This window comes from Pseudomonas sp. URIL14HWK12:I6, assembly GCF_000514195.1.
GTDB classification, from domain to species: domain Bacteria; phylum Pseudomonadota; class Gammaproteobacteria; order Pseudomonadales; family Pseudomonadaceae; genus Aquipseudomonas; species Aquipseudomonas putida_A.
Window position 1 is genome coordinate 739,576 of the sequence record NZ_AZVL01000001.1, and the last position, 23,415, is coordinate 762,990.

The window sequence follows — 23,415 nt, forward strand, 5'->3', positions numbered from 1 at the left end:
AGACGGGGTATGCCGGGGAGGGGCGGTGCGAGGGATTTAATCTGCCGCATAAACAAAACCCCCGGCCTGGGCCGGGGGTTCTGGTATCACTCGTCGAGGAAGGAGCGCAGATGCTCGCTTCGCGTCGGGTGGCGCAACTTACGCAGCGCCTTGGCTTCGATCTGACGAATCCGCTCACGCGTTACGTCAAACTGTTTGCCCACTTCTTCGAGTGTGTGGTCGGTGTTCATGTCGATGCCGAAGCGCATGCGCAGGACCTTGGCTTCACGGGCAGTGAGGCCGGACAGCACTTCGCGAGTCGCTTCTTTCAGGCTTTCAACGGTTGCAACATCGATTGGCGACTGCATGGTCGAGTCTTCGATGAAGTCACCCAGATGAGAGTCTTCGTCATCACCGATCGGGGTTTCCATGGAGATCGGCTCTTTAGCGATCTTCAATACCTTGCGGATCTTGTCCTCAGGCATTTCCATGCGTTCGCCCAGCTCTTCCGGGGTCGGTTCGCGACCCATTTCCTGCAGCATCTGGCGGGAAATGCGGTTGAGCTTGTTGATCGTCTCGATCATGTGCACCGGAATACGGATGGTGCGGGCCTGGTCGGCGATCGAGCGAGTGATCGCCTGACGGATCCACCAGGTGGCATAAGTCGAGAATTTGTAACCACGACGGTATTCGAACTTGTCCACCGCTTTCATCAGACCGATGTTGCCTTCCTGGATCAGATCGAGGAATTGCAGGCCGCGGTTGGTGTACTTCTTGGCGATCGAGATCACCAGACGCAAGTTGGCTTCAACCATCTCTTTCTTCGCGCGGCGGGCCTTGGCCTCACCGATCGACATGCGACGGTTGATGTCCTTGATTTCAGCGATGGTCAGGCCGGTCTCGGTTTCCAGCGCGATCAGTTTCTGCTGGCAACGGATGATGTCCGGCTGTACGCGACCAATGGCTTCGGCGTATTTGCTCTTGCCTTTGGCCAGGGCGTCGGACCAGCTTTCGTCGACTTCATTGCCCGGGAACTGACGCAGGAAATCGGCGCGAGGCATACGTGCATCACGTACACACAGTTGCATGATCGCGCGCTCTTGCTGACGCAGACGATCCAGGGCGCTGCGAACACGCTCGACCAGGGCTTCGAATTGCTTCGGCACCAGTTTGATCGGCATGAACAGTTCGGCCAGGGCCAGCAACTCGGCAATCGCTGCCTTGTTGTGACGACCGTGCTTTTTCAGGGCCTTGCGGGTGATTTCCATCTGATCGGACACAGCGCCGAAACGCTGGGCAGCGATGACCGGATCCGGACCGCTTTCGGCTTCTTCTTCGTCATCCGAAGATTCGGCGTCATCGTCGTCGGTATCGTCGTCAGCCTTGGCGGCTTTCGCGTCGATCGGCGGTGGCACTTCGGCGGCCGGCGGCGCAATGCCGTCGTCCGGGTCGATGTAACCGCTCAGAACGTCGGACAGGCGACCACCCTCGGTGGTGACGCGAGTGTACTCGGAGAGAATGTGGTCAACCGTGCCAGGGAAGTGCGCGATCGCGCTCATCACTTCACGGATGCCTTCTTCGATACGTTTGGCGATTTCGATTTCGCCTTCACGAGTCAGAAGCTCGACCGTACCCATTTCACGCATGTACATGCGCACCGGGTCAGTGGTGCGACCGATATCGGTCTCCACCGCTGCCAACGCAGCGGCTGCTTCTTCCGCAGCCGCCTCGTCGGTATCGGCGTCGGCCAACATAAGGGCGTCCGCATCCGGAGCACTCTCGTGTACGGGGATCCCCATGTCGTTAATCATGCGGATGATGTCTTCCACCTGCTCCGGATCTGAAATATCCTCGGGCAGGTGGTCGTTGACCTCGGCGTAAGTCAGATACTTCTGCTCACGACCCAGTTTGATCAACTCAATAATACGAGACTGCTGTTGCGCTTTTCCGGACATAACACCCTATCCACTGAAGGTCTTGGCGGGCAAAAAACAAGCCGAGGATTATACCTGAGCTATGACCTCACGCGCCAGTTGAGGTCGGGTTTGATGCGGAAACATTGCGACTTAAAAGGTCGCGCAGTTGATTTTTCTCTTCGGCGCTCAGTTCGCTTTGACGCGCTTTCCTGAGCAACTGTTCCAGATTTCGCTCGCGTTGGCGGGCTGACAAGCTAGTAATGGTGTCGAAAAACTGTTGTTCAAGGTTTTCTCCGTCAATCAGCCACTCCTTTTCCGCCAGCGCTTTCAACAAGCGACCCTGTTCAGTGCCGTGCCATCGCGCGATCAACTGAAATGAGTTTAGCTTGGGATTCTTCTGTACGGCTTCGAGCAGCGCCACAAGCAACTGTGCGTTGGTCTGATTTTCGTCCGCAATGTGCCCGGCGTCCTCGACGCGCTCGGCCAGTTGCGGGTGATGCAGCAATGTTCGCAGGGCGGTCAGGGTCGGTGATTCGACGCCAATCGGCGTGCGCGGGCGTTGTTGATCGCGATCGCCGCCACGCTTGCCGTTCTTGTCCCAGGGTTTCTTGTCCCATTTCTTGCCGCCGGCGCCGGGTTTCTTCGGCGTCCACTCCTGCTGCGGCACATACATGTCTTGTGCCTGCGGCTGATGGTAGTCGCTGTAATCCGGCATTGCGTCGTAATCGATGCCCGGATCGTAGGCGGGCGGCGCTTCCTGCGGCGCGCTTTGCGCCAGCTGGCTGACGGTTTCGCTGCTCAGGCCGGTAATTTCGGTCAGGCGCTGGCGCATCAGGATACGCAGGTTGGCGCCCGGCACTTTGTCGATCAGCGGCGCGGCAAGGGTGGCCATGTGGGCCTTGCCTTCGAGCGAGCGTGGATCGGCTTCCTCGGTCAGTTGCTGGAAGAAATAATCGGCCAGCGGTTGCGCATGTTGGTTGATTCGGGCCTTGAAGGCATCAGTGCCTTCGGCGCGAACCAGGGTGTCCGGGTCTTCGCCTTCGGGCAGAAACAGAAAGCGCGCGCGGCGCCCGTCCTGCAGGCACGGCAATGTTGCTTCCAGTGCGCGCCAGGCGGCGTTGCGGCCGGCCTGGTCACCGTCGAAGCAGAACAAAACGTTCGGCACTACCCGAAACAGACGCTTGAGGTGTTCTTCGCTGGTTGCAGTGCCCAGGGTCGCGACGGCATTGCGCAAACCTTGCTGGGCGAGGGCGATGACGTCCATGTAACCCTCGACGACGATGATTTCGTCGAGGTTGCGGTTGTTCTTGCGTGCTTCATAGAGGCCGTAGAGCTCCTGGCCTTTATGAAATACCGGGGTTTCCGGCGAGTTCAGGTATTTCGGCTTGTCGTCGCCGAGTACCCGGCCACCGAAAGCGATGATGCGGCCGCGGGTATCGCGAATCGGGAACATCACGCGATCGCGGAAGCGGTCATAGCGTTTGCCGGTTTCGGCGTTCTCGATCAGCAGGCCGGCGTCGATCATGGCCTTCTGCTGCAAAGTGTCGCTGCTCAAATGCTTGAACAAGTTGTCCCAGCCCGGCGGCGCGAAGCCGAGACCGAAGTCCCGGGCGATCTCGCCGGTCAGTCCGCGGCCCTTGAGATAATCCACCGCAGCCTTGCGCGCCGGATGACTCTTGAGCGCCTGGCGGTAGAAATCGGCGGCGGCGGTGAGCAGCGGGTACAGCGGCGAATCGGTTGGCTGCCGCGGTTTGTGCGGGCGGCCACTTTCTTCGCGGGGGATTTCCATGCCGGCGGCTTTAGCCAGGTCCTCAACCGCCTGGGGAAAATCCAGGTTGTCGTGGTCCATGAGAAAGCCGAGGGCGTTGCCACCGGCGCCGCAACCGAAGCAGTAATAGAACTGCTTGTCCGGGCTGACGCTGAACGATGGGGTTTTCTCTTTATGGAACGGGCAGCAGGCGGTGTAGTTCTTGCCGGCCTTTTTCAGTTGCACGCGCGAGCTGACCACATCGACGATGTCGGTGCGGTTCAGGAGGTCGTCAATAAAGCTCTGGGGAATCAGCCCGGCCATGGCGTTCTCGTCTGCGCTGTAATAAGTCCGATGCGAAGGGCGGCCGGACGCAGGTCTTGAGTGAGGCGCACAAAGTGGGCGGCTCGACCGGGTTCGGTTGCGTGATCGCTGTCGGGAAGTGTATCTGCCGAAAAACCACTGACGTTAGTACTCATCAGTTTTCGACTATTTGAAAGTGTTGCGCTGAATCCGCTGACGGCCGATAAATGGCCCCGGATAGCTCAATAAAACGGGCACGCATGCAGGTGCCTTGGGCTGATCGTCGTAAGAGGAATCAGTGGGTGTGCTCGTCAGTAGCCTTGAAAGGCTCGTCAGAAAAGACGTGCACCGCTGGCAAAAGAGCCAGGTCTGACGCGTGAAGCAGATTTGTCTCGGTCGCGTGTGCGGCTTCGACGGTGAAGCATCAAGCGTTTTACGCAAATGCCATTAGCCCGGCTGAGGGCCGGGCTTAGGCAAGAGGCTTGCTACGATCGTCTGTGTATTAGTACAGACGAACGGCGCGGCGCTGTTCGCGCTGAACTTTCTTGGCGTGACGCTTAACAGCGGCTGCTGCTTTGCGCTTACGCTCAGAAGTTGGCTTCTCGTAAAATTCGCGGCTACGAACTTCAGCCAGTACACCGGCTTTTTCGCAGGAGCGCTTGAAACGACGCAGAGCTACGTCGAAGGGTTCGTTCTCTTTAACTTTGACGGCTGGCATCCAGAGCTACCTTCATTCATTACCGGGGTCAACATCCTCGCGGCAAAAGAGCACTTGAAGACGTCGGTTTTTAAGGGTTGCGGATGTTAACCCCTCATCGCTCGGAATGCAAAGCCTCTGATCGAAAACCGCTAGTCGGGGCATCGCATGGCGACTATTATGCGCGCCTTCGAATTCAGCCTAAACAAGGCGCAAACCCATGCTAGTACTGGGATTAGAAACCTCCTGCGACGAAACCGGCGTCGCATTATACGACAGTGAACGCGGCCTGCTGGCCGACGCGCTGTTCAGCCAGATCGACCTGCACCGCGTCTATGGCGGCGTGGTGCCGGAGCTGGCCTCGCGTGACCACGTCAAACGCATGCTGCCCTTGATTCGTCAGGTGTTGGCCGAGGCCGACTGCGTGCCGACCGAGATCGATGCGATCGCCTACACCGCGGGCCCGGGCCTGGTCGGGGCGCTGCTGGTCGGTGCTTCGTGCGCTCAGGCACTGGCGTTTGCCTGGGGCATTCCGGCACTCGGTGTGCACCATATGGAAGGCCACCTGCTGGCGCCGATGCTGGAGCCAAAACCGCCGGAATTCCCGTTCGTCGCTTTGTTGGTTTCCGGGGGGCATACGCAGCTGGTTCAGGTCGATGGTATTGGCCAATACAGCCTGCTCGGCGAGACCCTCGACGATGCCGCCGGCGAAGCGTTCGACAAAACCGCGAAAATGATGGGCCTCAATTATCCGGGCGGGCCGGAAATCGCCAAGCTGGCCGAGAAGGGCGTCGTAGGACGTTTCACCTTCCCGCGTCCGATGTGTGATCGCCCGGGCCTGGATTTCAGCTTCAGCGGCTTGAAGACCTTTGCTCTCAATACCTGGCAGCAATGCGTCAACGCCGGGGACGACAGCGAGCAAGCCCGTTGCGACATCGCGCTGGCGTTCCAGCAGGCCGTGGTGGAGACTTTGACCATCAAGTGCAAGCGCGCCCTGAAACACGCGGGCATGAAGCGTCTGGTGATCGCTGGCGGCGTCAGCGCCAACAAGGCCTTGCGCGCTTCACTGGAAAAGATGCTCGGCGACATGCAGGGCGATGTGTTCTACGCCCGCCCGGAGTTCTGCACCGACAATGGCGCGATGATCGCGTTTGCCGGTTGTCAGCGTTTGCAGGCCGGTCAGCAGGAAAGTCTGGCGATCAGCGTGCAGGCGCGCTGGCCGATGGAGCAGTTGTCGGCACTGTGATTGGCGGTGCGATTGGCGGTGTGGCTGAGCGGTATTTAAAAATGCCGTTCGCGCCCGGCAAACAGGTCGCGTAGATTGCCGCGGTGGCGCCAGACGATCAGCAATGTCAACGCGCTCATCGGCAGCAGCGCTTCCGGTTCTTGCCACGCGAGTAAGGGCAAGGTCAGGGGCGTGGCGATCAACGCCGCCAGCGAGCTGGTACGGGTCAGGTAGAACGTCAGCAGCCAGGCGCACACCGCCAGCAGCGCGGCGGGTGGATACAGGCCCAGCAGCATGCCGGCGGCCGTGGCGACGCCTTTGCCGCCGCGAAAACGGAAATACAGCGGGAACAGGTGACCGATCACGGCGCACACGCCGATCCAGGCCTGATCCTGCAGCGAAAGGCCAGCGGCCGCTGCGATCAGCACCGGTACCAGGCCTTTGCACAGATCACCGAGCAGGGTCAGGATCGCCAGTTTGCGACCGACCAGGCGCAGCATGTTGGTGGCGCCGGCATTACCCGAGCCACTCATTCGCGGATCCGGGTTTCCGGTCAGGCGGCTGAGCAAAATGGCGAAGGACAGAGAGCCGAGCAGGTAGGCGAGAGTCGCCAGTAACCAAAACATGCTAACTATTCCGGGCGAGGACGCCCTGATTCTAACGGCGCATTGCGCCCTTGTCGTGCAGCGGAGAAAAGTGCTTGGACAGAGTGTTTATCGAGGGCCTGGAAGTCGACACCGTGATCGGTGCTTACGACTGGGAGCGGGGCATTCGACAGTGCCTGCGTCTTGATCTGAGCTTCGCCTGGGACAATCGCCCGGCCGCCGCGGGTGACGACCTGACCCTGGCGCTCGATTACGCCAGCGTTTCCACGCGTATCCAGGCGTTTGCCGAGCAATCCCAGTATCAACTGGTCGAGACCTTTGCCGAGCGTCTGGTGGAAGTATTGATGGCCGAGTTCAAGATCACCTGGGTTCGCCTGAAGCTGACCAAGCCTGGCGCAGTGCCGGCGGCCAAGGGTGGCGTGGGTGTGGAGATTGAGCGCGGATGTCGCTGACTCAGGTGTACCTCGGGCTCGGTAGCAATATCGAGCGCGAAACCCATTTGCGCGCCGGGCTCGACGCTTTGGCGACGTTTCTGGTGGATATCCGCTGTTCGGCGGTGTTCGAGAGTCAGCCGGTGGGGATAAAGAGCGGGCCTTTCTTCAACTTCGTGGTCTCGGCGCTTACCGATCTGCCCTTGATGGAGCTGGATCGGCGCCTGAAATTCATCGAAGCCGATAACGGTCGCTATGCGCCGGATCGCAAGGGGCTGCCGCTGGATATCGACGTGCTGTTATACGGCGATCTGACCGGTAACTTCGACGGCTTGATCCTGCCGCGTGCCGAAATCCTGAAAAACGCCTTTGTGTTGTGGCCGCTGTCGCTGATTGCGCCGGATCGAGTGCATCCGGGTGTGGGAAAAAGCTTCGCGACGTTGTGGGCCGAGGCGCAGATTGATCAGGTGTTGGCGCCGGTGGCCTTTGAGTGGCGTGGGCAGCAACTGACGTCTTCGGATTTACGTTGAATTAACGGCCGCTTTCGCGAGCAAGCCCACACATTTGGAATGCATTCCCCTTGTGGGAACGGGCTTGCTCGCGAAGCTTTTCAGGCTGACGCCTTGTCTTTGTAGGCTTTTAGCGCCTTCAGTCGTTCTCGCTTCAGCGCTTCGCCCAGTTCCGGGCCTTTGAATCCCTTCTCCAGCAACGGCTGCACCGCGACTTCCCGCGCAGCCTGGGCAGCGCCGCGTAAATAATCGGCCTGTGGATAACTTCTCTGCTCCAGCCCTTTACGGCCTCGGGCGTCCATTTCGCATGCGCCGATAAACTCTTCAAACCGCTGCGGTCGTCGATACACATCAAAGCTCTGCAACAGCTCCAGCAATGTTGAGGCCTTCAATTCCAGCGCCCGGTGACAGTGGGTGTGGTACTTGCCGACAAGCAAGGCCAACTCCTGACAATCCTTCGGTGCCTTGAAGCGTTCGTTGACCGCTTTGATCAGCTTCAACCCAGTGTGTTCATGGGCGATATGTCGTGGCCACTCTTCTTCCGGCGTCAGGCCTTTGCCGAGGTCATGCAGCAGGCAAGCCCAGCGTACCGTCAGCGGTTGTTTGTGCAGCGCTGATTGCTCCAGAACGCTGAGAGTGTGCAGGCCGGTGTCGATTTCCGGGTGATGCACTTCCGGTTGTGGCACGCCAAACAGCGCGTCGACTTCCGGCATCAGTTCTTTCAGTGCGCCGCAATCGCGCAGCACCTGGATGAATACCTGCGGCTGATCTTCCATCAGTGCGCGGGAGATTTCTTTCCAGCTGCGTTCGGCGGTCAGCGCCTGCAGTTCGCCGGACTCGCTGAGCTGGCGCATCAGTTCCAGTGTTTCTGGTGCGACAGTGAAGCCTAGACTGGCATAACGGGCAGCAAAGCGCGCAACGCGCAGCACGCGGAGCGGATCTTCGGCGAATGCGGGGGAAACGTGGCGCAGGATCCGCGCTTCGAGATCGCGTTGCCCATGATAGGGATCGGTGAGGTTTTGCTGGTCGTCCTCGGCCATTGCATTGATGGTCAGGTCGCGGCGGATCAGGTCTTCTTCAAGAGTGACGTCAGGACTGGCGTGAAAAGTGAACCCGCCATAACCGCGACCGCTTTTGCGTTCGGTGCGGGCGAGGGCATATTCCTCGCCGGTCTTGGGGTGAAGGAATACCGGAAAATCCGCACCCACGGGGCGAAAGCCCTGAGCGACCATTTGCTCAGTGGTCGCGCCCACCACCACCCGATCAACGTCGGTGACCGGTATACCCAGCAAGCGATCGCGTACCGCACCGCCAACCTTGAAAATCTGCATAAAAAACCTCCGTTAGCCCGACAGGATAACCCTTGCGTCGGACTTTCGGAGGTCAGATCCGCATCTAGAGATGAATCACGGCCAGGTCGAGCCGACCGTAATCGCCTTCGCTGTGTTCACTGCGCGGCGGTACGTGGTGAGTTTTCATGATCTGGTCACCCTGCAGGGTTTCCAGATGAATGTCGAAGCCCCACAACCGGTGCAGATGTTTCAGTACTTCGTCGGTGGAATCGCCTAAGGGTTTGCGGTCGTGTTGCTGATGACGCAGGGTCAGCGAGCGGTCGCCGCGCCGGTCAATGCTGTAGATCTGCACGTTCGGCTCGCGGTTGCCGAGGTTGTACTGCGCGGCCAGGGTTTCGCGGATGATCCGGTAACCGGTTTCGTCGTGGATCGCCGGCACCAGCAGGTCGTCCTTCTGGTCGTCATCGAGGATGCTGAACAGCTTCAGGTCGCGGATCACTTTCGGTGACAGGTACTGGAGGATGAAGCTCTCATCCTTGAAACTGCTCATGGCGAATTTGATGCTCGACAGCCAGTCGGAACCGGCGATGTCCGGAAACCAGCGCCGGTCTTCCTCGGTGGGGTTTTCGCACATGCGGCGGATGTCGCGATACATCGCGAAGCCCAGTGCGTAAGGGTTGATCCCGTTGTAGTAAGGGCTGTCGAAGCCTGGCTGGAACACCACGCTGGTATGCGAGGTGAGGAATTCCATCATGAACCCGTCGGTCACCAGGCCCTCGTCGTACAGGTCGTTCATCAGGGTGTAGTGCCAGAAGGTGGCCCAGCCTTCGTTCATCACCTGCGTCTGACGCTGTGGATAAAAATACTGGGCGATCTTGCGCACGATCCGCACGATCTCCCGTTGCCACGGCTCCAGCAACGGCGCGTGCTTCTCGATGAAATACAGGATGTTTTCCTGCGGCTCGGCCGGGAACCGGGCGTTGTCCTTGTCGCTGTACTTGTCCGCGCCTTTGGGGATGGTGCGCCACAGATCGTTGATCTGCTTCTGCAGGTGCTCTTCGCGATCCTTCTGCCGCCGGCGTTCTTCCTCGGCGGAAATCGGATACGGACGCTTGTAGCGATCGACCCCGTAATTCATCAGCGCATGGCAGGAGTCGAGCAGGTCCTCCACCGCATCGATACCGTGGCGCTCCTCGCATTGCATGATGTACTGCTTGGCGAACACCAGGTAATCGATGATCGAACTGGCATCGGTCCAGGTGCGGAACAGGTAATTGCCCTTGAAGAAACTGTTATGGCCATAGCACGCGTGTGCCACCACCAGCGCCTGCATGCAGATGGTGTTTTCTTCCATCAGATAGGCAATGCACGGATCCGAGTTGATTACGATCTCGTAGGCCAGCCCCATCTGGCCGCGGCTGTAGGATTTCTCGGTGCTGAGGAAGTGTTTGCCGTAGGACCAGTGGTGATAGCCCAGTGGCATGCCGACCGAGGCATAGGCGTCCATCATCTGTTCGGCGGTGATCACTTCGATCTGGTTGGGATAGGTGTCCAGGGCATAGCCGGCCGCAATCCGGGCGATTTCGCGGTCGTAGGCCTGGATCAGCTCGAACGTCCATTCGGAGCCGGTGGAAATGGGTTGGCGTTTCTGCTCTTTGGCGGTCATGTCACTAACCTGCGCTGGAAGAGTTCACGGAAGACCGGATAGATATCCCCGGCCGAGACCAGTTGCTGCTGGGCAAACGTGTCGGAAAAGGCTTCGGCGATGCGTTCGTATTCGTACCAGAGGGCCTGGTGTTCGCGCGGGGTGATCTCCACATAAGTGTAGTACTGCACAAACGGCATGATCTGATTGATCAGGATGTCGCGGCAGATCGGCGAGTCATCGTTCCAGTTGTCGCCGTCGGAAGCCTGCGCGGCGTAGATGTTCCACTCGTTGCTCGGGTAGCGCTCGGCCATGATCTCCTGCATCAGCTTCAGGGCGCTGGAGACGATGGTGCCGCCGGTTTCCCGCGAGTAGAAGAACTCTTCCTCGTCCACTTCCCGGGCGCTGGTGTGATGGCGGATGAACACTACGTCGATCTTGTCGTAGTTCCGCTTGAGGAACAGGTACAGCAGGATGAAAAAGCGTTTGGCGATGTCCTTGGTCGCCTGGGTCATCGAGCCGGACACGTCCATCAGGCAGAACATCACCGCTTTCGAGCTGGGGTTGGGTTGCTTGATCAGCAGGTTGTATTTCAAGTCGAAAGTATCGAGGAATGGCACGCGGTGAATGCGCGCGCTGAGTTTCTCGATTTCTGCTTCCAGTTCCTGAATATCGCCGAAGTTGTCCGGCTCTTCGCGCTTTAATCGCGCCAGTTCCTCTTTGGCCTCGCGCAGTTTGGCACGGCTGCTGCCGGACAGCGCAATGCGCCGGGCGTGTGCCGAGCGCAGGGTGCGGATGATATTGATCCGTGACGGGTTGCCCTCGTTGCTGATCCCCGCGCGCACGGTCTTGAAGGTGTCGGTGCCGCTCAGGTTGCGTTTCACCAGATTCGGCAGTTCAAGGTCCTCGAACATGAACTCGAGGAATTCCTCCTGGGTGATCTGGAAGACGAATTCGTCCATGCCCTCGCCGGAATTGCCAGCCTTGCCGGGACCGCGTCCACCGCCGCCCCCCGGAGGCCTGGCGATGTGTTCGCCGGCAGTGAATTCCTTGTTGCCGGGATGAACCACGGTCTGCTTGCCGCCGCGACCGTGGTGAAGCACCGGTTCGTCGATATCGCGACCGGGAATGCTGATCTGTTCGCCGTGCTCCATGTCAGTGATGGAACGGCGGCTGACTGCCTCTTCGACAGCCTTCTTGATGTGATCACGGTAACGCCGCAGGAAGCGCTGGCGGTTAACCGTGCTCTTGTTCTTGCCATTGAGACGTCGGTCGATCACATAGCTCATACGTGGCCCTCCGGGCAGCTTCAAGTTGTGAGCTGCGAGCCGCAAGAAGAAGCACAGCGTTCACATGCTTTTTTCTTGCAGCTCGTAGCTTGAAGCTTGTAGCTGTTTTACTGCGATTTCCGGACCCGTAGGTACCATTCGGACAGAAGTCTTACCTGTTTGTCGGTGTAGCCGCGTTCGACCATTCGAGTAACGAAGTCGTTGTGTTTCTGTTGATCCTCTTTGCTCGCCTTGGCATTGAAGCTGATGACTGGCAGCAGGTCTTCGGTGTTCGAGAACATTTTCTTCTCGATGACCACCCGCAGTTTCTCGTAGCTGAGCCAGGTCGGGTTCTTGCCGTTGTTGTTGGCTCGGGCGCGCAACACGAAGTTGACGATTTCGTTGCGGAAATCCTTCGGATTGCTGATGCCCGCCGGTTTCTCGATTTTCTCCAGTTCTTCGTTCAGGGCGACACGGTTGAGAATCTCGCCGGTTTCCGGATCGCGGTATTCCTGATCCTGGATCCAGAAGTCCGCATACAGCACATAGCGGTCGAAGATGTTCTGCCCGTACTCGCTGTAAGACTCCAGATAAGCGGTCTGGATCTCCTTGCCGATGAATTCGATATAACGCGGCGCCAGGTATTCCTTGAGGTAGCGCAGGTAGCGTTCGCGGGTCTCGGCCTGGAACTGTTCCTGCTCGATCTGTTGTTCCAGTACATACAACAGGTGCACCGGGTTGGCGGCGATTTCATGCGGATCGAAGTTGAACACTTTGGACAGGATCTTGAAGGCGAAGCGGGTCGAGAGACCGTTCATGCCTTCGTCGACGCCCGCCGAATCGCGGTATTCCTGGATCGACTTGGCCTTCGGATCGGTATCCTTGAGATTTTCCCCGTCGTAGACGCGCATCTTCGAGTAGATGTTGGAGTTTTCCGGTTCCTTGAGGCGCGACAGCACGGTGAACTGCGCCAGCATCTTCAGGGTGTCGGGGGCGCAGTGTGCTTTGGCCAGCGAACTGTTGAACAGCAATTTGTCGTAAATCTTCACCTCGTCGCTGACCCGTAGGCAGTACGGCACTTTGACGATGTAGATCCGGTCGATGAACGCTTCGTTGTTCTTGTTGTTGCGGAAGGTGTGCCACTCCGATTCGTTGGAGTGCGCGAGCAGGATCCCGGTGAACGGAATCGCCCCCAGCCCTTCGGTACTGTTGTAGTTGCCTTCCTGCGTGGCGGTCAGCAATGGGTGCAGCACCTTGATCGGTGCCTTGAACATTTCGACGAATTCCATCAGGCCCTGGTTGGCCCGGCACAGCGCACCGGAGTAGCTGTAGGCGTCGGCGTCGTTCTGTGGGTATTCCTCGAGTTTGCGGATGTCGACCTTGCCTACCAGCGCCGAGATGTCCTGGTTGTTCTCGTCACCCGGTTCGGTCTTGGCCACGGCGATCTGGTTGAGAATCGACGGGTACAGCTTGACCACGCGGAACTGGCTGATGTCGCCACCGAATTCGGCCAGGCGTTTGGTCGCCCACGGTGACATGATGGTGTTCAGGTAGCGCCGCGGGATGCCGAAGTCTTCCTCGAGGATCGCGCCATCTTCGGTGGCGTTGAACAGACCCAGAGGCGATTCGAATACCGGCGAGCCCTTGATCGCATAGAAGGGCACTTTTTCCATCAACTGTTTCAGCTTCTCGGCCAGGGACGATTTACCGCCACCGACGGGGCCGAGCAGGTAGAGGATCTGTTTCTTCTCTTCCAGGCCTTGGGCGGCATGGCGGAAATACGAGACGATCTGGTCGATGCATTCTTCCATCCCGTGGAAGTCTTCAAAGGCCGGATAGCGACGAATCACCTTGTTGGAGAAGATCCGCGACAGCCGCGAGTTGGTCGACGTGTCGAGCAGCTCGGGTTCGCCGATGGCCATCAATAGACGCTCGGCGGCGGAAACGTAAGCGCTGCGGTCCTTTTTGCACAGCTCCAGGTACTCCTGCAGCGAGAGTTCTTCCTGGCGTGTGGACTCGAAGCGTTGTTGGAAGTGGCTAAAGATACTCATGACGTCACCTCGCTCGATACGTGGAGCCGACGCCGGATCACTCAGTCGATGCTGGCAAGCAGCCGTGGTGGCCGCTTGTTTACCCCCCAGAACACTTTCGCGGTCGACAACCTTGAAAGTCACTCCCGATGACCCGTGCGCCGGTGTACCGGCTCTCCCCTGTTTTGGATGGCCTGGGCTTAAGGATAGTTGGGAATTCGAGAGGTAAAGGCGAGATACGTAATTAGTTGTGGCAGACCGTTCGTCTGCCGCGCGCAGGCCCACGGCAGCCGGGGCCTGCGCGTGACAAAAAAATTATTCGGCGGTGCCTTGCGCGGTTTCCGACGGATAAGTCGCACGCCACAGCTCGAAGCCGCCGTCCATGCTGTAGACGTCGGAGAAGCCCTGGCTGATCAGGTAGGCGGCCGCGCCCTGGCTGGAATTGCCGTGGTAGCAGACGACAACGGTCGGTGCATCGAGGTCGGCGCCTTGAATGAAGGCGTGCAGCGAGTGGTTGTCCAGATGCTTCGAACCGCTGATATGCAGGGCGGCAAAAGTTGCAGGATCACGGACATCGACCACGACTGCGCCTTGCTCACGCAGGGCATGGGCCTGTTCCGGGGGGATTCGTTTGAATTCGCTCATGGCGGGTTCCTGTAGCTCGGCAGAGTGCGCAGTCTAACGCGGGGCGCTGACTGGTGGAGTTTCGGGGATAAGTGGTGCGACTGATGGCGCAAGCCCGCCGTGTTCATCGCATTTGCATGACACGCGCTCGCCGCTGTCGACGTTCATCAGGGTCAGGCTGCCGCCCCAGACACAACCGGTGTCCAGTGCCGAGATGCCCGGTTCACGGACATCGCCTTCCAGCGCGGCCCAGTGGCCGAAAATGATGCGCAGACCGCGGGTCTTGCGCTCTTTGTGCTGGAACCATGGCTTATAGCCGGGCGGGGCAGTGTCGAGACCTTCCTTGCTCTTGAGGTCGAGCTTGCCCTCGGCAGTGCAGAAGCGCATGCGGGTGAAATAGTTGGTGATGACGCGCAGGCGGGTCACGCCCGTGAGCTCGCTGTCCCACTTCGCCGGCTCATTGCCGTACATGCCATCGAGATACAGCGGAAACAGGTTGTCGTCACGCAGTGCCGCTTCGGCCTCGGCCGCGTACTTCAGGGCCTTGCGCAAGGACCACTGCGGTGGGATGCCTGCGTGCACCATGGCTACTTCGCGTTGTTCGTCGTAGTGCATGAGTTTCTGCTGGCGCAGCCACTCGAGCAGATCGGCTGCGTCGGGGGCTTCAATGATCTCGCGCAGGGTATCGGACTTCTTCAGGCGCTCAATGTTGTTGGCCGCAGCGAGCAGGTGCAGGTCATGGTTACCCAGTACGCAAACCAGCGAATCGCGCATGCCGTAGAGAAAACGCAGGGTCTCCAGCGATTGCGGGCCGCGGTTGACCAGGTCGCCGACCAGCCACAGCCGATCGAGCTTCGGGTCGAAAGCCACTTGCTTGAGCAGACATTTGAGCGGTTCGAGGCAGCCTTGCAGGTCGCCGACGGCGTACGTCGTCATCAGTGCAGGGCTCCGGGGACGGCGAGGCGGAAAGGTTTGATGATCGCGTCGAAATGCTTGCCGTCATCGGCGACCATTTCGTAAGTGCCCTCCATGGTGCCGACCTTAGTGGTCATCACCGTGCCGCTGCTGTAGGTGTGGCTTTTGCCAGCCTCGATCAGCGGTTGCTGGCCGACGACGCCAGCGCCGCGAACCTCTTCGACATGCCCGTCACCGTCGGTAATCACCCAATGTCGTGACATCAGCTGGGCAGGGCGCTCGCCATTGTTCTGCACGGTGATGGTGTAGGCGAAGGCGAAGCGGTTGTGCTCGGGTTGCGATTGTTCTGCCAGGTAGCGGGTAACGACACTGACGTCGACCTGATAACGAGAGTCGGACATGCAAAAGGGCCTTAAGCAAAGCGGACGCGAGGCGTAGCTGATGGGGAATCAGTCTAGGCAAGTATCGGGCAGTAAACCAGAGTGGCGGCCTGCCCGATAGCGTTCATCGCCGTCAGTCGGCGGCGGGGGCGGCAGGAACCTGCTCGGCGAGCTTGTCGGCCAGGCGCACGAATGCGGCCAGGTCCAGTTGCTCGGGGCGCAGGCTGCCATCGACGCCGGCGGCTTCGATCTCGGCAGCGGTCATCAATTGCTTTAGGGTGTTGCGCAGGGTCTTGCGACGCTGGTTGAAGGCTTCGCGAACGACGCGCTCGAGCAGGCGATGATCCTTGGCCGGGTGCGGCAGTACCGCGTGCGGCACCAGACGGACGATGGCCGAGTCGACCTTCGGCGGCGGGTTGAACGCGCCCGGGCCGACGTTGAACAGGTGTTCCACACGGCAGTGATATTGAACCATGATCGACAGACGACCCCAGTCCCCGCCACCCGGGCCTGCGGCCAGGCGCTCGACCACTTCCTTCTGCAGCATGAAGTGCATGTCGCGAATGATGCCGGCGTTGTTCAGCAGGTGGAAAATCAGCGGCGTTGAGATGTTGTACGGCAGGTTGCCGACCACGCGCAGGCTGTTCGGCGCAGCGTTGAGGGTGTTGAAGTCGAACTTCAGCGCATCGCCCTGATGCAGGTTGAAGTTGCTCTTGCCGGCAAACTGCTGGTTGAGGATCGGGATCAGGTCCTTGTCCAGTTCCACCACGTCGAGCTGCGCACCGGAGTTGAGCAGGCCAGCGGTCAGCGCGCCCTGGCCCGGGCCGATTTCCAGCATGCGGTCGCCGGATTTGGCACTGATGGAGCGCAGGATGCGGTCGATGACGCCGGCGTCGTGCAAGAAGTTCTGGCCAAAGCGTTTGCGCGCCTTGTGTTGGTATTGCTCGGTCATAAACGGGTCTCGGCCATCTGGTAGGCGGTTTCCAGGGCGACCTGCAGGCTGCCGGTGTCGATCTTGCCGCTGCCGGCCAGATCCAGGGCGGTGCCGTGATCGACCGAGGTGCGGATGATCGGCAGGCCAAGGGTAATGTTGACTGCGGCGCCGAAGCCTTTGTACTTCAGCACGGGCAGGCCCTGGTCGTGGTACATCGCCAGCACTGCGTCGCAGTGCTCCAGATATTTGGGGGTAAACAGAGTGTCGGCAGGCAGCGGGCCACGGAGGTCCATGCCCTCGCCGCGCAGGCGCTCTAAGGTAGGTTCGATGATGTCGATTTCTTCATGGCCCAGGTGTCCGCCTTCACCGGCGTGCGGGTTGAGCCCACAGACCAGGATGCGTGGCCGGGCGATGCCGAATTTGTCTTGCAGGTCGGCGTGCAGAATCCGCGTGACCCGCTCCAGCCGTTCCGGCGTGATCGCATCGGCGATCTCGCGCAACGGCAGGTGGGTGGTGACCAGTGCCACGCGCAAGCCGCGGGTGGCGAGCATCATGACCACTTGGGCGGTATGAGTCAGGTCGGCGAGAAATTCCGTGTGTCCGGAGAACGGGATGCCGGATTCGTTGATCACGCCCTTGTGTACAGGGGCGGTGATCATCCCGGCGAAGTCGCCGTTCAGGCAGCCGTTGCCGGCGCGGGTCAGGGTTTCCAGAACGAAGGCAGCATTAGCCTGGTCCAGTTGCCCGGCAACCACGGCAGCGCTCAGCGGGGTGTCCCAGACGTACAGGCTGCCGGCCGCTGCTGGCGCATCCGGCCAGTGACCGGGTGCCACTTCCAGCAAAGTGACGGCCAGCCCCAGCTGCGCGGCCCGCTCGGTGAGCAGGTCGCGGCTGGTGATGGCAATCAGGGGGTGTGGCTGGGCTTGCGAGGCGAGCAGCAGGCACAGGTCGGGACCGATGCCGGCTGGTTCGCCGGGTGTCAGCGCGAAACGCTTGGGTTTCACTGCGCTGCCTGGTCTGCACCAGGGAGTTTGATTTCTACGTAGGCTTCTTCACGAATCTGACGCAGCCAGTTCTGCAGCTCTTCATCGTACTTTTTGTTACGCAGAACGGTCATCGCTTGTTGCTCGCGAGCCTGCTCGGTGCTGTCGGTGGCGCGGCGGCCAAGGACTTCCAGTACGTGCCAGCCGTACTGAGTCTGGAACGGCTTGGACAGCTGACCTTGTGGGGTCTTGGCCATCACTTCGCGGAATTCCGGTACCAGTGCGTTCGGGTCGATCCAGTTCAGGTCGCCACCGTTGAGCGCCGAACCCGGGTCTTCGGAGTAGTTCTTCGCCAGTTCAGCGAAGTCTTCGCCAGCCAGGATGCGCTCGTACAGCGATTGCACCAGGGCTTTGGTCTTGGCTTCGTCACGGATCGGGCTTGGCTTGACCAGGATGTGGCGCACATGCACCTCATCACGCATCTGCGCTTCGCCACCACGTTTGGCCAGCAACTTGAGGATGATGAAACCACCTGGGGTACGTGCAGGCTGAGTGATGTCGCCAACGGCCATGCTGCTCAGCTCACGATCGAACGGCGGTGGCAGTTGCGCAGCTTTACGCCAGCCCATGTCGCCGCCTTCCAGAGCGTTGTCGCTGCCGGATTTGGCAACGGCCATCTGACCGAAGTCAGCGCCTTGCTTGAGCTTCTGGTAAACGTCCATCGCCTGACGGTAAGCGCTCTGAATCGCATCAGAGTTGGCGCTTTCCGGTGTAGGAATCAGGATGTTGGCCAGGTGCAGTTCTTCGGACAGCTGCATCTTGCCCAGGTCGGAGGCGAGGAAGTTCTTCACTTCCTGCTCGGAGACCTGGATGCGCTCTGCCACGCGACGCTGACGCACACGGCTGATGATCATCTCGCGCTTGATCTGGTCACGGGCGTCGTCGTAGGACAGGCCATCGTGAGCCAGAGCCGCGCGGAATTGATCCACAGTCATGTTGTTACGCTGAGCGATAGTGCCAACAGCCTGGTTCAGTTCTTCATCGGTAATGCGGATCCCGGAACGCTCGCCGATCTGCAGTTGCAGGTTTTCGACGATCAGGCGCTCGAGCACCTGCTGATCCAGCACGCTTGGAGGCGGCATGCCGCCGCCACGTTTGGCGATGGTCTGCTGAACTTCGTGGACGCGCTGGTCCAGTTGGCTCTGCATGACCACGTCGTTATCAACGATCGCGACCACTTTATCGATGGACTGTACTGCGGCGTTGGCCGCAGTACCCAGGAACAGCGCGCCCAGCAGCAGCGGGCGCAGAGAATCAGAAAGCTTGGTCTTCACGTTGACGATAACCTTGGATGCCTTTGTCGAGGAAGCTCTCTACCTTGGCGCCAGTCAGGCCGCCGAGTCCCTTCAGAACAATTTGGAGGAAGACGCCGTGGTCGCCTTTTTCGTTTTGCGGAGCTTCCTGACTGAATTCGTCGTAGGAAACCCAGTAACGGTTGATCAGGCGCAGTTTCCAGCAGCAGTTGTCGTATTCGAAACCACCGAAGGCTTCCAGCGTACGGTTGCGGTTGTAGTCGTACTGCCAGCGGCTGATCGCGCTCCACTGCGGAACGATCGGCCAGATGACCGAGAAGTCATGCTGCTGGATCTTGTAGTAGTCCTTCACGTAGCCAGGCTGACCAGGCGTGCCGTAGTCGCCACCACCCACCGACCATTTACCGGTGTTCTGATCGTAACGAACCTGGTCGTTGCGATAGCGATAACCGACGTTGACCACCTTGTTCGGGTTGTCTTCAGGCTGGTAATGGAACATCGCGCTGCCGGAACGAGGGCTGCGGCTGTCCGGATCCCAGTTGTAGTCGGCAGTGGTGCGCCAATCGCGGTTCCAGCGGTATTCGTATTCCAGCGCGTATGGCGATACGTCGGACTGGGCGTCCTTGCGATCCTTGAACGCGATGCCTGGCAGTTGTACTTCACGATCCTTGAAGTAGTAGGCCTGACCGACGCTGATACGCTGGCGCTCGAAACCGTCGTCTTCGATCCAGCGGCTGGTCACGCCCAGCGACAGCTTGTTCTCGTCGCCGACACGGTCGGAGCCTGAGAAGCGGTTGTCACGGAACAGCGACGCGTAGTTGAAGGTGTATTCACTGGTGTCGAATACCGGAATGTCTTCCTGATCAACCTTGGGTACATACAGGTAGAACAGCCGCGGTTCCAGGGTCTGGCGATAGTTCTTGCCGAAGTACGACGTGTTGCGGTCGAAGTACAGACCGCTGTCGACGCTGGCGATCGGTACGCCACGGTTCTGGTTGCTGTCGAACTTGCCATTGAGCTTCTGGTTTTCCGGCGACATTGCAGCAATCTGCGATTTGCCAGTGCCATCCAGATCCAGTTGATACTGGGTGTACTGGTACTTGAGCGATGGCTTCAGGAAACCATATGTCCAGTTCATCGGCAGGCTGACGCCCGGCTTCAGGTTCAGACGATCGCCGTTGGCGCGCGCCAGGCCCTGAACGTTTGTATCCAGGCGAGGCGAGATGGTGCCGTCTTCATTGGTAAAGTTGCCGTTTTGCAGATCACGATCGAACCGAACAATCTCGGTCTCGTAATCGAAGTTCAAACCTTCCGGATGATACGGCAGTTGCCCGTTGAAAGTGATCTGCGGCAGACGGCCGTACGGCGTGATGTTCGAAACAGTAGCCAGTTGGTACTGCTGAGCATTCAAGCGAGCGGTGTAGCTGTCGCCGCGGTAGGTCACCGAACCCTGCTGGTTCACGAAGTCAGCGCTCTTCACGCCGATCTGATCAGTGGTCAGATCCTGGAAGTAATACGGATCGCTGATCTTGGTGTAGTCGACCTGAGTCATCACACGGGAGTCGAGACCGCCCTTGTGCTGCCAGTTGTACATGTAGCGATTTTTTTCGTAATCGGACTGCTTGCTGCGATCGGTATCTTCGTCGTTCAGATACGCCGCACCAAACTGGCCTTCGCTGGACTTGGTCAGGTAACGGAACTCGCCTTCGACCAGCATGCCGCGCTTGCTCATGTAACGCGGGTACAACGTGGCATCGTAGTTCGGCGCCAGGTTGAAGTAGTACGGGGTCACCAGCATGAAGCCGGTATCGCTGCCGGTGCCGATGGTCGGCGGCAGGAAGCCCGATTGACGACGATCGTCGATCGGGAAGTAGATGTACGGCGTGTACAGGATCGGAATGTCCTTGACCCGCAGTGTCACGTTGGTCGCGGTACCGAAGCCGGTGGCAGGGTTCAGGGTGATGTTGTTGCCCTTGAGCTGCCAGGCGTTGCTGTTCGGTTCGCACGTGGTGTACGTGCCGTCCTTCAAGCGAATGATCGCGTTTTCGGCACGCTTGGCGTACAGCGCGTTACCGCGGATGCGCGATTTGTGCATCACGTATTCGGCGTTGTCGACCTTGGCTTCACCGGTGTCGAGCTGCACATCGGCGTGGTCGCCGACGATCAGTGCGCCGTTGTCGCGGATGCGCACGTCGCCGTTGAGTTCGGCGCGGCTCTCGGCCTGATACAGGCTGGCCTCGTCGGACTCGACCTGCATGCTGCCCTGACGCAGGACCACGTCGCCGGCCAGCGTACCCACCTGATCTTCGGTGTTGTAGCGCGAGGCTTTGGCGCCGATAAAGGTCGGTGCGTCACTTTTATTCGTCTTGTCATTCATGCCAGGACGAATCGGTTCGATATAGGAACCAGAGCAGTAAGGACCGGTCTCGGCCAATTGGGCGGCGGTGAGCTTCTCGCGCGGAACCCAGTCGAGGTGACTGTAGTCTTCGCTACGGGATTTCAGACCGCGGCCCTTGGCTTCGGTGACCAGCACAGGCTTGGCGCCGGTGTCGGATGTGGAACCGTTCTGGGTCGGGGCTTCGCCGGCGGCGCTGACAGCGCTGCCGTCATGCACCGGACGCGGCGGCAATGCAGCTGCCGGCGTCTTGGGCGCACACGCCCAGCCACCCGTTGCCGAGACGGCGCAGTCATACTGCTCGGCGGCAACAACGAATTGACTGGCCAGAGGTTGCATAGCCAGCAGACTGCCGGTTACCAACAACGGAAATTTTTTACGAAACGCGGGGGATTTCAATGCCATCTTATTAGTCCGGGCTTCCTGCGTGCCATCTGCCCGCGGTGTGGGCCGCACGCCTCTCGATGGTCTGAAAAAGATGCTGGATAATAAAGCATGACCCGCTTGACGGCTAGCGCCGTCGGAGACCCTTGCAATGCCTGACCAAGATGTACGCTTGCAACACCTGAAAGTTTGGCTCGATGAGCAGTTGGCAATCCTGTTTGCAGATCAGGGCTGGGGCGCCGTGCCCCCGGCCACGTTGACCGCGGCCAGCAGCGACGCGAGTTTCCGCCGGTATTTCCGTTGGGAAGGCGCGGGTCGCAGTTTCGTCGTGATGGACGCGCCACCGCCCCAGGAAAACTGCAAACCGTTCGTGGATATCGCCTTTTTGCTGGCGAAATCCGGAATTAACGTGCCGAAAATTTATGCAGAAGACCTCGAACGCGGATTTCTTTTGCTCAATGACCTGGGCAACAAGACCTATCTGGACGTAATCGACAGCGAAAATGCCGACGCTTTGTTCAGCGATGCCCTGCAGGCGCTGTTGGCTTTTCAGCAATTGCCGATGGTCGCACCGCTGCCGAGTTACGACGTGGCACTGCTGCGCCGCGAGCTGGAACTGTTCCCCGAGTGGTACGTAAAGCGCGAACTCGGCATCGAGTTCGACGCGGCACAGCAGCAACAATGGCAAGCCGTCAGCGATCTGTTGATCGACAGCGCCCTGGCCCAGCCGAAAGTGCTGGTGCACCGCGACTACATGCCGCGCAACCTGATGCTCAGCGAGCCAAATCCCGGCGTGCTCGACTTTCAGGATGCGGTCTACGGCCCGGTCACCTACGACGTGACCTGCCTGTTCAAGGACGCCTTCCTCAGTTGGCCTGAAGAGCGCGTGCGTGGCTGGCTGGAAAGCTACTGGCAGCAAGCCTCGGCGCTGGACATCCCGGTGCAGGCCGACTTCGAAGACTTCCTGCGCGCCAGCGACTTGATGGGCGTACAACGCCACCTGAAAGTCATCGGCATTTTTGCGCGGATCTGCCATCGCGATGGCAAGCCGCGCTACCTGGCCGACGTGCCGCGTTTCTTCGCCTATATAGAAGCGGTGATCGCGCGCCGTCCTGAACTGGCGGATCTGCAGGCATTGCTCGCCAGTCTGCGTGGCGGAGTGAGCGCATGAAGGCGATGATTCTGGCGGCAGGCAAGGGCGAGCGCATGCGCCCGCTGACCCTGACCACCCCCAAGCCGCTGGTGCGTGCCGGCGGCGTGCCGTTGATCGAATATCACCTGCGCGCGCTGGCGGCGGCTGGTTTCAGCGAGATCGTGATCAACCATGCCTGGCTCGGTCAGCAGATCGAAGATTACCTGGGCGACGGTTCGCAGTTCGGTGTGAGCATCCAGTACTCGCCGGAAGGTGAGCCGCTGGAAACCGGCGGCGGCATTTTCCGCGCCTTGCCGTTACTCGGTGACGATGCGTTCCTGGTGGTCAACGGCGATATCTGGACCGATTACGACTTCAGCGTGCTGCATCAACCGATCAACGGTCTGGCGCATCTCGTACTGGCGGACAACCCGGCTCATCATCCGACGGGCGATTTCACCCTGACTGACGGCCGGGTACAGGATGGCCAGCAAGGCGCGCAAACTCTGACCTACAGCGGCATCGCCGTGCTCCATCCGCAGCTGTTCGATGGCTGCGCGGACGGCGCATTCAAGCTCGCACCACTGCTGCGCAAAGCCATGGCTGACGGACAGGTCAGCGGTGAGCGTCTGAAAGGTCACTGGGTGGATGTCGGTACGCATGAGCGTCTGGCCGAAGCTGAAGCATTGATAGAAGCGAGTCGTTGAT

20 protein-coding genes are annotated in these 23,415 nt (G+C 59.7%); 5 read left to right on the plus strand and 15 right to left on the minus strand.

Annotated features, from left to right (window positions below; all coding sequences use genetic code 11):
• Nucleotides 1-86: 86 nt before the first annotated feature.
• The 3 genes from rpoD to rpsU form a co-directional block, all read right to left on the minus strand.
• The gene (gene rpoD / locus H043_RS0103360; protein ID WP_027610709.1) at nt 87-1,934 is read right to left on the minus strand and encodes an RNA polymerase sigma factor RpoD; all 1,848 of its coding nucleotides are present in this window, start codon (nt 1,932-1,934) and stop codon (nt 87-89) included.
• Between the two features lie 67 nt (nt 1,935-2,001).
• On the minus strand, nt 2,002-3,966 hold the full coding sequence (gene dnaG / locus H043_RS0103365; protein ID WP_007966496.1) for a DNA primase: 1,965 nt from the start codon (nt 3,964-3,966) through the stop codon (nt 2,002-2,004).
• A gap of 481 nt (nt 3,967-4,447) precedes the next feature.
• Complete coding sequence (rpsU, locus tag H043_RS0103370; protein WP_002551877.1) at nt 4,448-4,663, minus strand: 30S ribosomal protein S21; 216 nt, start codon at nt 4,661-4,663, stop codon at nt 4,448-4,450.
• Between the two features lie 199 nt (nt 4,664-4,862).
• Between rpsU and tsaD the strand changes: the two genes are divergently transcribed.
• Entirely contained in the window at nt 4,863-5,888 is a 1,026-nt protein-coding gene (gene tsaD, locus H043_RS0103375; RefSeq protein WP_027610710.1) for a tRNA (adenosine(37)-N6)-threonylcarbamoyltransferase complex transferase subunit TsaD, read from the plus strand.
• Nucleotides 5,889-5,923: 35 nt separating this feature from the next.
• On the opposite strand, the gene plsY is transcribed toward tsaD, so the two are convergent.
• Nucleotides 5,924-6,493: a glycerol-3-phosphate 1-O-acyltransferase PlsY gene (gene plsY, locus H043_RS0103380; protein ID WP_027610711.1), complete on the minus strand. Its 570-nt coding sequence runs from the start codon at nt 6,491-6,493 to the stop codon at nt 5,924-5,926.
• Between the two features lie 74 nt (nt 6,494-6,567).
• Between plsY and folB the strand changes: the two genes are divergently transcribed.
• Both folB and folK read left to right on the plus strand, forming a co-directional pair.
• Nucleotides 6,568-6,924, plus strand: a complete 357-nt coding sequence (gene folB, locus H043_RS0103385) for a dihydroneopterin aldolase (RefSeq protein WP_003228857.1) — start codon at nt 6,568-6,570, stop codon at nt 6,922-6,924.
• Nucleotides 6,915-7,433, plus strand: coding sequence for a 2-amino-4-hydroxy-6-hydroxymethyldihydropteridine diphosphokinase (folK, locus tag H043_RS0103390; RefSeq protein WP_027610712.1), 519 nt, complete (start codon nt 6,915-6,917; stop codon nt 7,431-7,433). Before folB ends, folK begins: the two co-directional genes overlap by 10 nt.
• 80 nt (nt 7,434-7,513) lie before the next feature.
• Here the strand turns inward: folK and H043_RS0103395 are convergent, their stop codons facing one another.
• The 11 genes from H043_RS0103395 to H043_RS0103445 form a co-directional block, all read right to left on the minus strand.
• A complete protein-coding gene (locus H043_RS0103395; protein WP_027610713.1) occupies nt 7,514-8,743 on the minus strand; it encodes a multifunctional CCA addition/repair protein in 1,230 nt (409 codons plus the stop codon).
• 64 nt (nt 8,744-8,807) lie between these two features.
• Nucleotides 8,808-10,370 carry a SpoVR family protein gene (locus tag H043_RS0103400; protein ID WP_027610714.1) on the minus strand — a complete coding sequence of 521 codons (1,563 nt, stop codon included), beginning with the start codon at nt 10,368-10,370 and terminating at the stop codon, nt 8,808-8,810.
• The gene (locus tag H043_RS0103405; protein ID WP_003228849.1) at nt 10,367-11,638 is read right to left on the minus strand and encodes a YeaH/YhbH family protein; all 1,272 of its coding nucleotides are present in this window, start codon (nt 11,636-11,638) and stop codon (nt 10,367-10,369) included. The genes H043_RS0103400 and H043_RS0103405 overlap by 4 nt, the downstream gene beginning before the upstream one ends.
• A 107-nt stretch (nt 11,639-11,745) precedes the next feature.
• A complete protein-coding gene (locus H043_RS0103410; RefSeq protein ID WP_003228848.1) occupies nt 11,746-13,668 on the minus strand; it encodes a PrkA family serine protein kinase in 1,923 nt (640 codons plus the stop codon).
• 294 nt (nt 13,669-13,962) lie between these two features.
• Nucleotides 13,963-14,292 carry a thiosulfate sulfurtransferase GlpE gene (gene glpE / locus H043_RS0103415; RefSeq protein ID WP_027610715.1) on the minus strand — a complete coding sequence of 110 codons (330 nt, stop codon included), beginning with the start codon at nt 14,290-14,292 and terminating at the stop codon, nt 13,963-13,965.
• 33 nt (nt 14,293-14,325) lie between these two features.
• A complete protein-coding gene (locus H043_RS0103420; RefSeq protein ID WP_027610716.1) occupies nt 14,326-15,207 on the minus strand; it encodes a symmetrical bis(5'-nucleosyl)-tetraphosphatase in 882 nt (293 codons plus the stop codon).
• Entirely contained in the window at nt 15,207-15,587 is a 381-nt protein-coding gene (gene apaG, locus H043_RS0103425; protein ID WP_027610717.1) for a Co2+/Mg2+ efflux protein ApaG, read from the minus strand. Before apaG ends, H043_RS0103420 begins: the two co-directional genes overlap by 1 nt.
• A gap of 112 nt (nt 15,588-15,699) precedes the next feature.
• Complete coding sequence (rsmA, locus tag H043_RS0103430) at nt 15,700-16,518, minus strand: 16S rRNA (adenine(1518)-N(6)/adenine(1519)-N(6))-dimethyltransferase RsmA (protein WP_027610718.1); 819 nt, start codon at nt 16,516-16,518, stop codon at nt 15,700-15,702.
• On the minus strand, nt 16,515-17,504 hold the full coding sequence (gene pdxA, locus H043_RS0103435; RefSeq protein ID WP_027610719.1) for a 4-hydroxythreonine-4-phosphate dehydrogenase PdxA: 990 nt from the start codon (nt 17,502-17,504) through the stop codon (nt 16,515-16,517). The genes rsmA and pdxA overlap by 4 nt, the downstream gene beginning before the upstream one ends.
• A complete protein-coding gene (gene surA, locus H043_RS0103440) occupies nt 17,501-18,817 on the minus strand; it encodes a peptidylprolyl isomerase SurA (protein ID WP_027610720.1) in 1,317 nt (438 codons plus the stop codon). Before surA ends, pdxA begins: the two co-directional genes overlap by 4 nt.
• Nucleotides 18,798-21,596, minus strand: a complete 2,799-nt coding sequence (locus H043_RS0103445) for an LPS-assembly protein LptD (RefSeq protein WP_027610721.1) — start codon at nt 21,594-21,596, stop codon at nt 18,798-18,800. The genes surA and H043_RS0103445 overlap by 20 nt, the downstream gene beginning before the upstream one ends.
• A 130-nt stretch (nt 21,597-21,726) precedes the next feature.
• On the opposite strand from H043_RS0103445, the gene H043_RS0103450 reads away from it, so the two are divergent.
• Together H043_RS0103450 and murU are read left to right on the plus strand one after the other, a co-directional pair.
• On the plus strand, nt 21,727-22,746 hold the full coding sequence (locus tag H043_RS0103450) for an aminoglycoside phosphotransferase family protein (protein ID WP_027610722.1): 1,020 nt from the start codon (nt 21,727-21,729) through the stop codon (nt 22,744-22,746).
• Nucleotides 22,743-23,414 carry an N-acetylmuramate alpha-1-phosphate uridylyltransferase MurU gene (murU, locus tag H043_RS0103455; protein WP_027610723.1) on the plus strand — a complete coding sequence of 224 codons (672 nt, stop codon included), beginning with the start codon at nt 22,743-22,745 and terminating at the stop codon, nt 23,412-23,414. The genes H043_RS0103450 and murU overlap by 4 nt, the downstream gene beginning before the upstream one ends.
• Nucleotide 23,415: the final 1 nt, after the last annotated feature.

What these genes read in the sequence shown, in the direction of transcription:
- H043_RS0103400 (WP_027610714.1), bottom strand. Translation starts at nt 10,370, where the DNA reads ATGACCGCCAAAGAGCAGAAACGCCAACCCATTTCCACCGGCTCCGAA.
- H043_RS0103450 (WP_027610722.1), top strand. Translation starts at nt 21,727, where the DNA reads ATGCCTGACCAAGATGTACGCTTGCAACACCTGAAAGTTTGGCTCGAT.
- dnaG (WP_007966496.1), bottom strand. Translation starts at nt 3,966, where the DNA reads ATGGCCGGGCTGATTCCCCAGAGCTTTATTGACGACCTCCTGAACCGC.
- folK (WP_027610712.1), top strand. Translation starts at nt 6,915, where the DNA reads ATGTCGCTGACTCAGGTGTACCTCGGGCTCGGTAGCAATATCGAGCGC.
- H043_RS0103395 (WP_027610713.1), bottom strand. Translation starts at nt 8,743, where the DNA reads ATGCAGATTTTCAAGGTTGGCGGTGCGGTACGCGATCGCTTGCTGGGT.
- H043_RS0103410 (WP_003228848.1), bottom strand. Translation starts at nt 13,668, where the DNA reads ATGAGTATCTTTAGCCACTTCCAACAACGCTTCGAGTCCACACGCCAG.
- murU (WP_027610723.1), top strand. Translation starts at nt 22,743, where the DNA reads ATGAAGGCGATGATTCTGGCGGCAGGCAAGGGCGAGCGCATGCGCCCG.
- rpoD (WP_027610709.1), bottom strand. Translation starts at nt 1,934, where the DNA reads ATGTCCGGAAAAGCGCAACAGCAGTCTCGTATTATTGAGTTGATCAAA.
- glpE (WP_027610715.1), bottom strand. Translation starts at nt 14,292, where the DNA reads ATGAGCGAATTCAAACGAATCCCCCCGGAACAGGCCCATGCCCTGCGT.
- tsaD (WP_027610710.1), top strand. Translation starts at nt 4,863, where the DNA reads ATGCTAGTACTGGGATTAGAAACCTCCTGCGACGAAACCGGCGTCGCA.
- rpsU (WP_002551877.1), bottom strand. Translation starts at nt 4,663, where the DNA reads ATGCCAGCCGTCAAAGTTAAAGAGAACGAACCCTTCGACGTAGCTCTG.
- H043_RS0103420 (WP_027610716.1), bottom strand. Translation starts at nt 15,207, where the DNA reads ATGACGACGTACGCCGTCGGCGACCTGCAAGGCTGCCTCGAACCGCTC.
- H043_RS0103405 (WP_003228849.1), bottom strand. Translation starts at nt 11,638, where the DNA reads ATGAGCTATGTGATCGACCGACGTCTCAATGGCAAGAACAAGAGCACG.
- apaG (WP_027610717.1), bottom strand. Translation starts at nt 15,587, where the DNA reads ATGTCCGACTCTCGTTATCAGGTCGACGTCAGTGTCGTTACCCGCTAC.
- plsY (WP_027610711.1), bottom strand. Translation starts at nt 6,493, where the DNA reads ATGTTTTGGTTACTGGCGACTCTCGCCTACCTGCTCGGCTCTCTGTCC.
- H043_RS0103445 (WP_027610721.1), bottom strand. Translation starts at nt 21,596, where the DNA reads ATGGCATTGAAATCCCCCGCGTTTCGTAAAAAATTTCCGTTGTTGGTA.
- rsmA (WP_027610718.1), bottom strand. Translation starts at nt 16,518, where the DNA reads ATGACCGAGCAATACCAACACAAGGCGCGCAAACGCTTTGGCCAGAAC.